Annotated in this window: 16 protein-coding genes; 7 read left to right on the top strand and 9 right to left on the bottom strand. The window is 33.9% G+C overall.

Features of this window, described 5'->3' with window-relative positions; translation table 11 throughout:
• Positions 1 to 185 precede the first annotated feature (185 nt).
• The gene (locus tag BW964_RS00080) at positions 186 to 542 is read left to right on the top strand and encodes a response regulator transcription factor (RefSeq protein ID WP_076503754.1); all 357 of its coding nucleotides are present in this window, start codon (positions 186 to 188) and stop codon (positions 540 to 542) included.
• A gap of 97 nt (positions 543 to 639) precedes the next feature.
• On the opposite strand, the gene BW964_RS00075 is transcribed toward BW964_RS00080, so the two are convergent.
• The 3 genes from BW964_RS00075 to BW964_RS00065 all read right to left on the bottom strand — a co-directional run bounded on the left by BW964_RS00075 (position 640) and on the right by BW964_RS00065 (position 4,046).
• Complete coding sequence (locus tag BW964_RS00075; RefSeq protein ID WP_076503752.1) at positions 640 to 1,014, bottom strand: response regulator; 375 nt, start codon at positions 1,012 to 1,014, stop codon at positions 640 to 642.
• A 76-nt stretch (positions 1,015 to 1,090) separates the two neighbouring features.
• On the bottom strand, positions 1,091 to 3,112 hold the full coding sequence (locus BW964_RS00070) for an ATP-binding protein (RefSeq protein ID WP_076503750.1): 2,022 nt from the start codon (positions 3,110 to 3,112) through the stop codon (positions 1,091 to 1,093).
• Between the two features lie 502 nt (positions 3,113 to 3,614).
• Complete coding sequence (locus BW964_RS00065; protein WP_076503748.1) at positions 3,615 to 4,046, bottom strand: hypothetical protein; 432 nt, start codon at positions 4,044 to 4,046, stop codon at positions 3,615 to 3,617.
• Positions 4,047 to 4,715: 669 nt separating this feature from the next.
• On the opposite strand from BW964_RS00065, the gene BW964_RS00060 reads away from it, so the two are divergent.
• From BW964_RS00060 to BW964_RS00040, 5 genes are all read left to right on the top strand, one after another.
• A complete protein-coding gene (locus BW964_RS00060) occupies positions 4,716 to 4,907 on the top strand; it encodes a cold-shock protein (protein ID WP_073331043.1) in 192 nt (63 codons plus the stop codon).
• A gap of 91 nt (positions 4,908 to 4,998) precedes the next feature.
• A complete protein-coding gene (locus BW964_RS00055; protein WP_073331043.1) occupies positions 4,999 to 5,190 on the top strand; it encodes a cold-shock protein in 192 nt (63 codons plus the stop codon).
• 91 nt (positions 5,191 to 5,281) lie between these two features.
• Entirely contained in the window at positions 5,282 to 5,473 is a 192-nt protein-coding gene (locus BW964_RS00050) for a cold-shock protein (protein ID WP_073331040.1), read from the top strand.
• A gap of 344 nt (positions 5,474 to 5,817) precedes the next feature.
• A complete protein-coding gene (locus BW964_RS00045; RefSeq protein WP_076503747.1) occupies positions 5,818 to 6,666 on the top strand; it encodes a transporter in 849 nt (282 codons plus the stop codon).
• A gap of 99 nt (positions 6,667 to 6,765) precedes the next feature.
• Positions 6,766 to 7,056 carry a hypothetical protein gene (locus tag BW964_RS00040; protein WP_076503745.1) on the top strand — a complete coding sequence of 97 codons (291 nt, stop codon included), beginning with the start codon at positions 6,766 to 6,768 and terminating at the stop codon, positions 7,054 to 7,056.
• A 60-nt stretch (positions 7,057 to 7,116) separates the two neighbouring features.
• On the opposite strand, the gene BW964_RS00035 is transcribed toward BW964_RS00040, so the two are convergent.
• Positions 7,117 to 7,374 (bottom strand): hypothetical protein, encoded by a 258-nt coding sequence (locus tag BW964_RS00035; RefSeq protein WP_076503744.1) that lies wholly within the window; start codon positions 7,372 to 7,374, stop codon positions 7,117 to 7,119.
• Positions 7,375 to 7,678: 304 nt separating this feature from the next.
• Here BW964_RS00035 and BW964_RS00030 point away from each other — a divergent pair, with 304 nt between their 5' ends.
• Positions 7,679 to 8,572 (top strand): cation diffusion facilitator family transporter, encoded by an 894-nt coding sequence (locus BW964_RS00030; protein WP_076503742.1) that lies wholly within the window; start codon positions 7,679 to 7,681, stop codon positions 8,570 to 8,572.
• A 184-nt stretch (positions 8,573 to 8,756) separates the two neighbouring features.
• On the opposite strand, the gene BW964_RS00025 is transcribed toward BW964_RS00030, so the two are convergent.
• The 5 genes from BW964_RS00025 to BW964_RS22685 all read right to left on the bottom strand — a co-directional run.
• Entirely contained in the window at positions 8,757 to 11,210 is a 2,454-nt protein-coding gene (locus BW964_RS00025; RefSeq protein ID WP_076503741.1) for a hypothetical protein, read from the bottom strand.
• A 313-nt stretch (positions 11,211 to 11,523) separates the two neighbouring features.
• The gene (locus BW964_RS00020) at positions 11,524 to 11,901 is read right to left on the bottom strand and encodes a DUF4280 domain-containing protein (RefSeq protein ID WP_076503739.1); all 378 of its coding nucleotides are present in this window, start codon (positions 11,899 to 11,901) and stop codon (positions 11,524 to 11,526) included.
• Between the two features lie 6 nt (positions 11,902 to 11,907).
• A complete protein-coding gene (locus BW964_RS00015; RefSeq protein ID WP_076503738.1) occupies positions 11,908 to 12,510 on the bottom strand; it encodes a hypothetical protein in 603 nt (200 codons plus the stop codon).
• A 1-nt stretch (position 12,511) separates the two neighbouring features.
• Positions 12,512 to 13,561: a hypothetical protein gene (locus tag BW964_RS00010; protein WP_076503736.1), complete on the bottom strand. Its 1,050-nt coding sequence runs from the start codon at positions 13,559 to 13,561 to the stop codon at positions 12,512 to 12,514.
• The coding region (locus tag BW964_RS22685; protein ID WP_228437928.1) for a phage baseplate assembly protein V at positions 13,561 to 14,553 on the bottom strand (993 nt) is incomplete at its 5' end. The genes BW964_RS00010 and BW964_RS22685, both read right to left, overlap by 1 nt.

Raw genomic sequence — 14,553 nt, 5'->3', positions numbered from 1 at the left:
TCATTTAAAGGAATACCTCTCTGTGAATAGGAGGAAGCATTTTTTGGATTTAAGGTTTCTTTTTTTCAGATAAGGGGCATTCTTCCACCCTATTTATTTCTTTTATTTCATTTTCATTGCTCTTAATTTTTATTAAAAAAAATTTAATTCTTTTATCATTGGCTTTGTTTTTGCCAAACAAGGGTATGAAAACAATTTATATTTTAGAAGATGAGACAGGCATCAGAGATGCATTACAGTTGCTCCTGTCATTTGAAAACTATGATGTACGTTCTTTCTCTACTGTAGAGGCATTCAAGAACCGCGACTTATCTGTAAATCCTGATATTTTTATACTGGATGTGATGCTTCCTGACGGATCCGGAACTGAAGTATGCAATGAACTGAAGAAAGAACCGGCCACCTCCCATATTCCTGTAATGATTATCAGTGCGCATGCCAAAGCTGATCATATCATCCAATCATGCAATGCTGACAATTTCATTGCCAAACCATTTGATATCGATGATGTTCTTGGGAAAATTAAAAATCTGACTCATTAATTGAGAAGATCTCTGGTCTACTGTTCAATTACTCTATCGATTGACGAAAAACAACACCGCTTACAAGGACTGTAAGCGGTGATTTTGTAACTTATCATTAATTTTTACAAAGAAATTTTTCTACCAGATTTTCCAGGGCTTCCAGATCAAAAGGTTTAGCTATGTAATCATCGGCTTCTGCTTTTTTTGCCAGTGCGCTAATGTCACTATTCGCGCTGGTATAGATCACAGGAATCTTTTTATACTCTTCTTTTTTTCTAAGGAGTTTCAGGGCCTGAACTCCTCCAATATTGGGGATCCAGTTATCCATTAAAATTAAATCCGGCTGGAAGCTTTCTACTCTTTCAAGTATGTCATGTGAAGTTTCAGAGATCTCAACTTCATATCCACTCTCGGCAAAAATGATTGTAAAAACATCTAAAATTGTTTTTTCATCATCAAAAACCAAAATTTTCTTTTTTCTGTTCTCCATTTTTATATTTTATATCTGCGGTAAAGAAATTAAATCATCAGGAAAAAAAACTTGTCCTTATTTTAAAATTTCATGATTAATTTTGTTCAATTTTTATATTTTGAGGCAAGATAAACCAGAACGTGCTTCCTTCTCCTTTGATGCTGTCGACACCAATTTTACCAGAATGTTTTTTAATAATTTCGGAACATATATAGAGTCCTAAGCCAATTCCGGAATAGGATTTCCCTAAATGATTGGAACGGTAATACCGGTCAAAAATATGGGGGATCTCCGATTCCTGTATTCCCGGTCCAAAGTCTTTGACTGAAATTTTAATATGATCGTTGACTAATTCTGTAGAAATATGAATCTCTTTAGAATTCTTTGCATATTTGATGGCATTATTGACGAAATTAACAACGACCTGTTCTATCCTGTGCTCATCAGCATAAATTTGCAGACTATTGTCGCTATTGACAATGATCTGATATTCATTTTCTAAACGAACGTGGCTGCAGCTTTTATGCAACATGTCATGCAGATTAAACGTATTGCATTCCAAATGCAACTGATCCTGGCCCATCTTACTCATATTGAGAAGGTCGTCAATAAGAACGCTCATCTTATCAATTCCTTTATTTGACTGCTCAATGAGCTTAACATGAATATCGGAATAGGGACGTTCTTTAATACGGTTCAACAACTGTATGGAGGCTTTCACAGCGGTAAGAGGTGTTTTCAGCTCGTGGCTCGCTACACTTAAAAAGTCGTCTTTGCGCTGCTCAATAAGTTTTTTATCCGTGATGTCGGCAGTCATCCCAATCATTCTGTTGGCAATTCCATTTTCATCGTACCTGGCTCTACCATGGGCCTGTATCCAGTGAATGCTTCCATCCCTCCATTTTATAGGGTATTCTGCTTTATAAATTCCGTTGGTCTGTATCGCTTCCTGTACTAAAGCTCTTATTTTATCACGATATTCAGGAAACATGGCATCAAAAAGATCAGGATAATTAAATTCTTCTTCAGGCAAGTATCCAAAGTTATATTTAAACTGATGGGTACTTTGCATGATTCCGGTTTTAAGATCAACTTCGGTTGAACCTAAACGGCTTGCGTCTAATGCAATCTCTAGACGGTTATTCATTTCAGTGACGGAATTCCTTGCGATAACCTGATCTGTGACGTCATTGGCAACAATGAGTATTGAAATGCTTTTGTTGTTTTCGTCAAATATCGGTTGGTAGACAAAATTGAGATATCGTTCAACAAGATTTTCATTTTCTGCTATATGAGCTTTAATTTCCTGACCGTAATAAGGTTCTCCTTTATGATAAACTCCATTTAAAATTTCAATAAAAGACTGTCCTTCCAATTCAGGAAGCGCCTGTATTAAAGGGAGTCCAATAACGGACTTATCTTTATTCCATATTTTTAAAACCATATCATTGACGATATCGACCTCGAAATTTTCTCCTTTCAGGGAGGCCATGGCAACAGGTGATTTTTCGACTAAGGTTTTAAAACGTTTTTCATTTTCCGCAAGACTATGATTGGCTTTCAGCAATTGTTTTCTTGCTTCCAGTAATTCATTGTTGGCAGCATAGAGCTCATCATGTTTGGATATCAGGTCTTCATTGGTTGTGAGATATTCTTCATTCAGTGCAGATAGATCATCTATAAGTTGCTGTTCCGACTTGAATTTTTCTTCCAATCTGTTTTGTGATTCTTTTCTTTCCGTGACTTCAAATGCGGTATGCAAAATAAATTCGGTATTGCCCTGAGCATCTAAAAAAGGCTTGTATTCAAAATCAAAATAAAACTTTTGCATGATACCATCCACCTTAAGAATAGCAGGATAATCTCTGCCATTATATGTTTGTCCTGTATTCCAGACTTCTTTCAAAATACCAGAAAATGGCTGATCATGGAGCTCCGGAAGAGCCTGGTCGAATGTCTGCCCCACAACCTCCCGATTTTTCCCCCAGAATTTAAGCATTGCCTCATTTGCACTCACTATGGTAATGTCCGATCCGCTGTAAATAGCGGTTGCATTGGGAGAATAAAAAAGAATCGACAACAATTTTTCGGATGGGATATACTCTGGAGAATTCATTTGATATATAAAATTTTATTGGGCAGTCAAAAAGCTATTTTTAAGATGATCTCATTCAATCAAATCAAAAATTTTTTGAACCAAATTCGGACTGGATTAAAATAATATCAATTAACAAATATACAACGTAATTTGACATTTTTTTTCAATCTTTAATTCGTAAAATGTAATAATTAGAAGGACTGCAACTAAAGATTACAGGATTAGGACTTTACCATTCGTTGGATATAAAACACGGATAATAAAGTTACTTATATGAACCAAAGCTAAAATAACTTTGTCATCCTATTTTTACATTTCTTTTTTATTGTCTATGGTAAAGTGCACGAAAAAAAGATTAACGTTTTCTGCCATTTTCCGGAGAAACAGAAAGGTTGGGTAATTTTAGTTGGATATTTTACACCAATAAAGGTTTAGCGAATAGCTAAACCTTTATTGGTGTAAAATACATTCATATCCTTCATCTGAACGATTGAATGCCATTTTCATCTGTATTTTTTTCTCAAATACTCATTCTTTTTTCATTACCTGTTATTCCATGATACGTCTTTCCATGAAAGTTCTTTGAAGTATAGTATAAGTCTCTAAAATAAATATCTGTGTCAATTTGATATTTTTCTACTGATTCAGTATTGATTGGCAGTTCTTTCAATTCTTGTCTGTAAGCTATTTTTTGTACAGATTTTTTCTTGCTGCATCTGCAATAGGTAAGATCGTTTTTTACATGATCAGCCAGCTTTATAATTCTTATTTCGATATTCTCATACCTTTTATATTTCGCAAAAGTCTGATGATCTAAAGTAAACCAGGGTTCACCGTGATAAAAAAAATGATCGACAATATCAGGATGGTTAGAATGTCCTATTTCTGCTGGGGTTGACGAATAATATCCATTACATTGGGTGCAATATGCTACCTTTACTTTTACCGACATATGATATGATTTTAGTGTTCTCTTTATATATCATAAGTTATGCCACAGATGGTCATTTTAAAATCATTCAACCCTATTGTTGAAGGCTTTTACAGAGTTGAAAAATTAGATAGATTCTTATTTATTTGAATTTTAAAGTATTACATTTTGTTCTATTGATTCTACAATTCACATCAAAAAAAGGCAGAAACTCAAGAAAAGACATTTTACAATAGGTAAAGATGTGATAAATTCTTATCTACTGGAGCTCATCCTTTAATATAAAATTTAATTCATGAAAAAAAAGATCAGTGGGCCAAACCACTCCAGATCTACCGTCCTTTTATTTATTATTATTGCATCAAATAATACCATCAGAAATAAAAATATTGGTTTTCAATAAATTATGCGTACATTTGTAAAATAATCAGGCCCCTGCCGACGCTTCTTCTGAAATTCTTGAATTACAATTCCCTATCAGTCTTCGCTTTTTCAGCCGCTAATTTTTGTCATCAATTTATCAGATGCAGTCCCTTTTTTCAGCTTGAATATTTCAAGATTCTAAAAATACCAACATCCTTTTTTGTTTTCAAATCGATTTATTACTGTTTTGACGTAATTATCAATGCCTTGATAGTCTCATCAAAAAACAGTTGATCAGTTAATACAATAATTTTATAATACAATACAATGCAACAAGGAACAGTAAAATTCTTTAACGATGCCAAAGGATTTGGTTTTATTTCACCTTCAAACGGGGGTCAGGATGTTTTCGTACACATGTCAGGTTTAGTAGACACTATTCGTGAAAATGATGTCGTAACATTTGATCTTCAAAACGGCAACAAAGGCGTTAACGCGGTTAACGTAAAAATAGCCTAAATTTAAAAAACTGCTTGATGTTATCATCACAGTGATGGCAACTGCCAAATACAATTTATAAGTCAATACAACAATTTTATAATACAATACAATGCAACAAGGAACAGTAAAATTCTTTAACGATGCCAAAGGATTTGGTTTTATCTCACCTTCAAATGGTGGTCAGGATGTTTTCGTACACATGTCAGGTTTAGTAGACACTATTCGTGAAAATGATGTCGTAACATTTGATCTTCAAAACGGCAACAAAGGCGTTAACGCGGTTAACGTAAAAATAGCCTAAATTTAAAAAACTGCTTGATGTTATCATCACAGTGATGGCAACTGCCAAATACAATTTATAAGTCAATACAACAATTTTATATTACAATACAATGCAACAAGGAACAGTAAAATTCTTTAACGATGCCAAAGGATTTGGTTTTATCTCACCTTCAAATGGTGGTCAGGATGTTTTCGTACACATGTCAGGTTTAGTAGACACTATTCGTGAAAATGATGTCGTAACATTCGATCTTCAAAACGGGAACAAAGGCGTTAACGCAGTTAACGTAAAAGTAGCATAGATTAAGATAAAAGCTTAAACAGCTTTTTCTCAATATAAATATCAGCAGGGGACATCATGTTCTCTGCTTTTTTTTGTTCCTGGATCAATTTAATTTTGGGGAGTATTATTAATCGTTAAGATTTATAAAGTAACCGAAGCATTTTGTAATAACGAAAAGTGATTGTTTTCTGAATCAACTGCAATTAAAAATAGAATGCAGAATAAAATATTTTCTTATCCTTTTGAATGTGGCTTTGTTATTGCCTTACGAAATATTATAAATCATTATTAACAGGAATTTTATTCTTTAAGTTTCGAGAAAAAATGTTTTATAAAATAAAGGGAAAACATTAAATAAAAACTATGAATAACTATAAAAACCTTTTCAAATTAGTTTTAGGCTGCTTGTTTCTGCCATTGGTATGCTACGCACAACAAGAAGAACCTCATCAAAAACACTCTCTTTTTAATCCTGTCCCGCGTGCTCTCATGAGAGAAATGGAGACCGACCGGCCTGATGTCACTGAATCTCCTTATACAGTGGATGCAGGACATTTTCAGTATGAAACAGACATAGTCAGGCTGATCAAAGAGAAATCTGATGTACAGAAAACAAGTACTTTACTCATCAATCAGGCTAACCTGAAAATTGGAATTACCGGTAGTACAGCGATACAGATTGGATTCCAAACCTATGGCAGGCAAAAAGATACGGATCTTCGTTCAGGTTCTGTCACCATGAGTGACGGGATTGGTGATGTAACGCTAAGGATTAAACAGAACTTAATAGGAAATGACCACGGTAAATTTGCATTGGCTGTATTACCTTACGTTAAATTTCCCTCTTCAAAATATGATGAGGAAAGCCGCTTTGAAGGCGGTCTTATTGTCCCCATGTCTTACCAACTGCCGGGTGATTGGAAACTTGGAGTCCAGGTAGAAATTGATCGGCTCAAAGACCTAGATCAAGAGGCAATGCACACTGAGTTTTTGCAGACACTCACCATCAGTCATCCTTTATCTAAAGGAATTGACGCAATAGCAGAAACATACTATACCTATGATTTTAAAGCCCATCAATTTTCCAATTTCTTTAATGCCGCTATTCAGATGGAAGTGGCAAGAGATTTTAAGCTGGATGCAGGCATTAATTATGGAATACAGCATGATGCAGCAAAACATTATTTTATTGGGGCCTCCTATCGCCTTTAAGATCTGATATAACAATTTTATTGATCGGTAAATATAATATCCTTTATTATACGACATCTTTTGTCGCATAATGAATATAGCTTTGAAAAAAAGTAGATTATGAAACTTATGGCTACCGTACGGGAGGAAATTCATCCGGGTGATAAAAGTATCATTGTGGAATTTCACAGCGATGAAAATAAAAAACATTACGAATTACACTGTACATTCAATCCTTATGAAAAAGGAATTTGTAAATGGGATACCTGGGAATTTAAAACACGCCTTCAATCAGAAATATTCACAGATCCAAAGACAGATCATAAATCATATTTCACTCACTTATTTTGTGATGAAGCTACTGAAGTTCATTCTCCCTACATTAAACAGAAAAAGTCTGCTTTTATTTAAGCAGACTTTCATCGTAATAGATTGTTATCATTCAATCAGGGTATGAATAGTAAATAATAGTTATTCAACTTCATCCTGATAGGTTTTCAATGTTCCGTCAAAAAATTTGATTGTTATTTGCTGCGCAAGGTCAAAATCGATTATATGTTCCGGATCGTCCTTACACTGATCATCCAATATCTTTACTTCAAACGGCTCATGCCTTACTGCTGATAACGCTCCATTATGTATTTTTTTCTTTCCATAAATAATCTCAATATTATCAATAAGTTTGGTACGGGTTAAAACGTTATCCTTTATGTCAGTGGTAATTTTCATAATATAAAAAAGTTAATTGTCTGTTTAAAATATTTTTTTTACAAATACTAAGCCAGAATTGATCAATCAATGAATTTTAATTTGTCTTTAGGACAGGGAGCTTTAGCCGTTTTAGGGCATTCTGAAAGTTTGCTGTATTTTATTCTGTTTAATTGGTCAAAAAAAAGGAAAGTTGACTATTTTTCCAGATATTTTTTATTCTGGATTAAAAGCAATAATTTTATTAGATCATTAATTATATGAACTGAGATAAAGATTTTTTAAAGGTTTAAATTTTATCCTTCTATACTGATAACAATCATCAATGACCAACAATCATAAATCAATTTATAGTGCACTTGCCGCCAACCTGTTAATTGCATTAACAAAGTTTATTGCCGGGGCATTTACCAATAGTTCTTCCATGATCTCTGAAGGTATTCATTCAACGGTTGATACCACGAACCAGCTGCTGCTTTTATATGGAATGAAAAGAAGTAAAAAGCCGGCAGATGAATCTCATCCTTTTGGATATGGAAAGGAACTGTATTTCTGGTCTTTTGTTGTTTCTATTTTGATATTTGGTTTGGGAGGTGCTTTATCTATTTACCAGGGAATTTCACATATTCTGGAGCCAGAATTGATGAAAGATCCATTCTGGAACTATATTGTATTATCTCTTTCCCTTATTTTCGAGGGAACTTCTCTGTTTATCGCAGTAAAAGAATTTAATAAAACACGTCATGGCATTGGGTGGTGGGATGCCATCATCAAAAGTAAAGATCCCGCAAGCTTTCTTGTTGTTTTTGAAGATGGCGCAGCAGTGGCCGGCCTGATCATTGTCATGACATTGATGGGAATCAGCCATTCGTTTCAAATTCCGGAATTAGATGGGCTTGCATCGGTAATTGTGGGATTAATACTGGTTTTTGTTTCTTTTATCCTGGCCAGGGAAAGCAGGAGCTTGCTGATGGGAGAAGGAATAGCTCCTGAAACAAGAGACAAGATTGCAAAGCTAGCTGAAAAAGATGCGGCTGTGGTCAAAACAAAAAGTATACTCTCTACCTACCAATCACCGGAAGAAGTAGTATTAATGCTCATCATAGATTTTGAAGATCATCTGGATACGGAAGAGATTACCGAAGCTATACAACGCATTCGTGAACATATAAAAAATGAATTTCCGTTGGTCCGGTTTGTCATCATTCAGCCGGAATAGAATAATCCAATTTGTCATCTTACCATCCCTTTCTTTTCAATATATCAGTACTATTGTTGACAGATCTGATTCTATGTACTGAATTGATAAGATTAACCCCTATCTATAATCTATCCTCATTTATTCTTTATAAAAAATGACTCTTCTTTTGAAGAGTCATTTTAAGTTATATTTCAGGTCGTTTTTAAAAGCCCAGAAGTTTAAGTTTAAATTGAATGGCAAAATTATCTTTAAATTTTGGAGTATTGTAATGCCCTACCCTATAGAAAAATCCTAAATTAAATTGTGAGGATAAAAAATTATTCCATTCCAGACCCAACTCATTGTATAAGTGATCTAATTTTTTAAATTCAAATTGATGAAATTCAGGATTTTTCATATCCCCAATGGTCCCTCTATAGATCACATCGAAACTTGAAACATTCTTCCCAAAGCTTTTAAAATACCATGGCAGTCTATGCGTCAGATAAGCTCCCAAAAATTTGTCATTATAATATTTTCCACCTTCCATTGTTGCAAAACCAAGATAGGAAGTAAGGTTAAAATTCAATCCTCCATTTCCATTCCCCAGGCCGTTCAGTGTAAAATTCTTCCAGATCGGAGCATCACCCGTCACTAAACCTCCATACAATCTCACTCCGGTTAGACCAAGCTTAGTCTTAAAATTCTGAACAAATAGTGCATCAAATCTGCTGAATTGTAAATCACCTCCAAGAGCCTTGTACCCTTGCTCATAATTCAGATAGAATTCCGGAAGATTCTGTTCATAGGTATATTTTCCGGTAGGGGTCATAATATTTTTAGAGTTGGGAGAATATTTTAGGGTGATGGTAGATGACGTAATATCGAAACGATTTCCAAGCTCTTTAAAATTATAGTTAAATTTAGATTCTTCCTGGCTTCTTTTAGTGGAAATATTGATCGTTAATGCATTGGTAAAGTCATTTTCATAACTCACCTTAAAACCTTTATATCCAAAAAATACGTTATTATTCAGAGCAACTCCGGAATTCATTATTTTCATTCTGAAATTCCACAGGTTTTCTGAAAAGCGTCCGGCTGCCATGACATCATCAAAATATTCAGCACGGAAAAATGAATTTTTCTCCAAGGTTGTACGTACGTCAATACCCACTCCGTATTTAAAATCCTTATCATAAATACCATAAGCAAAATAAGCATCCGGAGAAATATACCTGTTGAACTTTTCATTCAGTTTGACACCAGCCCCCAGTCGGATATGTTCATATTTGTTGTAACCAATGACTTTAGAAAGGTCGAAATCCAGCATCCCCAGCCTTACTTTACCTTTGAGCAAACCTGTTAATGCTTTTGCTTTCTGGCTGAGTTTATATTTGGCGCTCAAGCTGTCGATTTTTGTATAGGTGGCTTGTTCGCGTTCTGTCAGATTTTCAGTACGGTATTGATCAATCTTATCTCCGTCAGAATTTTTAACGCTGATCGTATAGCCTTTAAAATCTTCCGGTTTTTCTTCAATAGACGTTTTGAAATCAAAATAATCAGCAGTGACAAAAGCATAATTGCCAAACTTTTTTATATGCTTTTTTTCGGAGTCTTTTTCTTCTTCAGTTCTTTTTTTATCCTTTTTATCATCATTATCAAAAGAGGCAGACCCCATTTTCAGTTTATAGTTTTCTTTGACAAGAAACCATTTATTTTCAATAGGTTTCCAAATGCTCGTAATACTTCCTTCACTTTTAATCTTACTATTGCTTTCGATTTTTTTCAGTGCGTAGGTAGCTTTGTCTACATACAGATAACCATTGAATTTTGTTTGTTTGGGAGATTGCTTATAATCAACCTGGCGAAAACGGATCACATAATTCTCACGTCCTTCTATTTCAATAGAATCCGTTAAAAAGAAACGATAAAGATTCCTGTTTTCCTCACGTACCTCCTTGGGGATCTGATTTCTGTTGGAACGAAAAGCCATCAGCTCATAAATAGGCTCTTTAAGACCGGCCACTTTGTTATCCAGAATATTGATTTTCTCACCATACTTTTTTGAATATAAATTTTGAGAAGCTCTTTCCCACAAAAACATTTTGCTTTCCCCTACAAGCTTCATCAGATTAACAGACTCCAAAGAATCCTTTCTTTTCGTTGCTTTTACGGGAAGTTGAGGGAGCTTTTTAAGTGAATCTATACGGTTGGCGATATAAACGTTATAAGCTTTGATGCTGTCTTCGTCAAAATCCAGAGAAATTTTCTCATAGGATTTGAATGCGTAAGATTCTAGACTCTTAGGAGAGTTTTCATTGTAATTTTCGTTGACTTTCCTGAGAATTTCCAATGCCCTGGGATCACTTTTATTATCCAGAACAATAGCCTGAATATTTTTGACGTTAGGGTCTGCCTTGGTTAAAAATACCTCCATCACCTTGTCAACAACAATATCATCATTCTGGAATCCGGTTGCAGAAATTTCTACTTTTTTACATTTTGTTGTAAAAACAGAAGTCCCTGATGGATCTGTTCTGCCTATTATTTTACTGTTACAAGAAACTTTTGCATTAGAAATTGGGGACTGATCTCCGGAATTCCTTACAATAACTTTTGACTGTGAAAAAATGCTGAGGTACCCGAATGATAACAACAGGATAAAAATCTTTTTCATATCTATTTAGCTGGTGGATTTAATATATTTTATAATTAGTTCATTCCGTTTTATAGTTAGAATGACCACAGAATTGAACTATTGCAAAAATTGGGCTATCCTATTTCATTTTGTACAATTAATAAAATATATTACTTAACAATAGTAATGAAAATGTTTATATTAATGCATTCATTAATAATTTTCTTCTTCTGAACTTCAGAAAACTTAACCTGGAGATGGGTAAAATCTAGGGAATTTTTATATTGAAATGTCTCGTAATAACGTAAAGACATTATTTTAAATATCAAAAAATTGATTATCAGCTAGTTATTTAAAACAAAAGGCAGATTGGATTTTTAACTAAAAACCAGACTGTTTTTTGCTCCTCAACAAAGCTCTGGGCTGACTTTACAACTGACATTTTGCCACCAACAGAACACTGGCATGTAGAGCTATCTAACAGCTCTTTTTTAACCTCAATTTCAAAATCAGAGGTATTGTCCCACTTAATAGGTGAGGGTGAACAGGAAGACCTTAACACATGATACATTCCAAAAGGCTTAATGTTAAAATCAGGATGTTTGTCCTCTTCCGTGGCCTGTAGCTTTCCATCAATGCTCATAAAGGATTGACTGGTTACTGTGAGCGGAGTTGGTGAAGCTCCTTTGTCCCATTTTAGCTGGGTTGTATCTGTTATATATTGAGACATAGTATATCATTTATAATCCTCCATAAATTGTTGTTCTTTATTCCAAAGTTTTTTACTTTTCAACAAACTAATAATGTATTTCTTTAAATTTTCGGAAACCATCCCTCTAAAGAAGCAAGGGTCAATTTCTTGCCCATTTTCATCAATATGGGTTTTGCATCCTGCTTTTTTAATAACTAGGTTTTCTGTTTGAGAAGAAATTGTAACAATTTGAACCACTTTATTATTCTTATACAAGTCTAATTGAATGTCATATTCTCCTGGTAATGCATGCCCGTAATTTGGCTTTTTAATTAGATTTAAAACTTTTCTTGTTTCTAAGTTACTTAATGTACAACTATCAATTTTCTTAGGAATGTTTTGGCTTTTCACTATTGAATCTTCCTGACTAATTGCTTTTTGTTTTTTTATTTCTTCATCACTAAGTATACGAGGGAAATCTTTTGTATTTCTTGGTTTCAACTCATGTATTTCATCCATTGATGGGTAATATACTGTTATAAGTCTTATACTATCTACATCACTATCAATAAACTTTGTGCTTTTAAACTGTTGAGAAAAAGCATTATAACAAGTGAATAAAATTATAAATATTAAGTGTTTTTTCATCTTAACCAAATTTAAGCATTTCTTGAACAGTACTCTGGTCATAGATACCATAGTTGTGTTCACCAATTGTAATTTTCAAATATTTTTCAAAAAAATTTATATTGCCTCTAGTGTCATCTGAAATTCTAAATAAATCTGGACTGCTAAACAAAGCATAAGTGGAAGGTAATGCTGACAAAACTTTAATATTACAGTTGTTTGAAAGCCAAGCAGGATATGAATCCCAATAATTTCTTGCAAATTGTTTTTTAACTTGCAACATTGTCATTTCAAAAAGTCCATTTTTAGGAGCTGTTCTACAGTCTGTGTAGATGTATTCTGAAACTGAATGCTGAGTTCCATCTCCATTTTGAAAAAGAGTATCTTTTATAGTGAAAATAGTAGAATCAGAGGTTTTTCCATTTCTTAAATACTTGCTACTCTTCATTATTTGCTTTATCAAATTATTAGTAAAACGATTCATATTACATCCCCAAATTTTTACGAGACCACTTGGTGTAAAAGCTTTTTGAAATTTTGCATAATCAAAAGTTTTATTTTTCACATCATTTACTCTCATGTCTAAATCAATCGCATCAGTTTCTCTTGAGTTACCTAAAATAGGACCTAGTGCATAAGAATGTGAAAAAACATTTATTTCTTGCAATGTATTAGGGTCATCAGTTCCAATTTCCTCAACAATCTCATAAATACTCTTTTTAGTAATGTATTTTGATTTGCCTAACGAATCAAATCCATGTCCTTTACTTGCTGGGTAGTTTGCTTTAGAAATTTTATCATAGTTTTCAACAGATATTGATTTTCCATTATCTATAGTTTCAATCGTCCCCTTCATGTCAATAATGATAAATGTCAAATCTTCTTTACTCTTATTATTAGCAATAATTTTTGCTTTATAATCTTTGCAGTATTTAATAAAAGAGTTTCCAGTATGATAATCTATTCCTGCAACTAAAATATACTTTTTTGCACCTTTTATATCTAAAGTAACCCCCCAGTCAAGGATGCTCTTACCATCAAATTCTGATAGTACTAAATTCAATTCATCCATTATGCTTTATTATTCGTTTTGGGTATTTCTATTGCTTCTCTCAATATGACAAATCCTTCTTTATCAACAGTTCCTGACAAAGTAAGTTCTTTCTGTCCATCCTTAATTTCTTTACCATTTTTATCAATTACCTTTAAACTAACAGTTTCTCCTTCTTCATAGTTTCTTGTATATGCCAAAACACTTACTTTATTTCCCCGATGAGATTGTTGGATATTATTTTCAACTACATCATCCATCCATTGGATGTTTACTAATTGCTTTTCCTTGTTGTATTCAAACTTCCCATTCTCTGGAAGCTTATTCATCTGTGGTGCTTTATACTCAATCTTATCTTTAGCTGTTAATAATGAGTTTGAACCATAGACATGCATTCTATCCTTTGCTCCAAACTCTGTCTGTCCATCGGTATAACCTATGAATTTTTCTTTACCATAAAGGTCCAGGTGGGCTTTTGCTGATATTTCAGTATTGGTTCCAGCAGAAATAATAGTTCTCTTCCCACTGTCTTGGCTGATTTCTTGTCTTGCAATAATCTTGATATTCTGTCCGACATTGGTATCCATATCCTTACCTGCTTTGGTTTCAATATTTTCTTCAATATCAAATTTCAGGTTCTTGGATTTTATGGTAATGGTTTCAGGAGCAGTGATGTTGATGTTGCTTCCTTCTGTATCAAACTTCAGCTCATTGCCACTTTTATCGGTCAATAAGATACTTTCATCTTCTGTAAATACTAATCTATGTCCACTTCTGGTCTGTAAGGATTTTACACGGTTATCCACTCCACCTCCCAAGCCTACACCACCGTGAAACATCCCCCCCATTGCAAAAGGAAAATCTGGATTATGGTATTCAAAGTTCACCATTACCTGGTCTCCAATTTCCGGAACGGCTACAAAGCCTCTATTCTGGCTTACTGCATCTGTGCCACCTGCATCAGGGCTCATCATTCGGATAAAATGAGTAGTATCATTCAATTGCCAGTCAAA

Origin of the sequence: Chryseobacterium shigense (assembly GCF_900156575.1) — a bacterium.
GTDB classification, from domain to species: Bacteria; Bacteroidota; Bacteroidia; order Flavobacteriales; family Weeksellaceae; genus Chryseobacterium; species Chryseobacterium shigense.
Note: the sequence above shows the minus strand (reverse complement) of the source record. Positions and strands in the feature narration are given on the sequence as shown.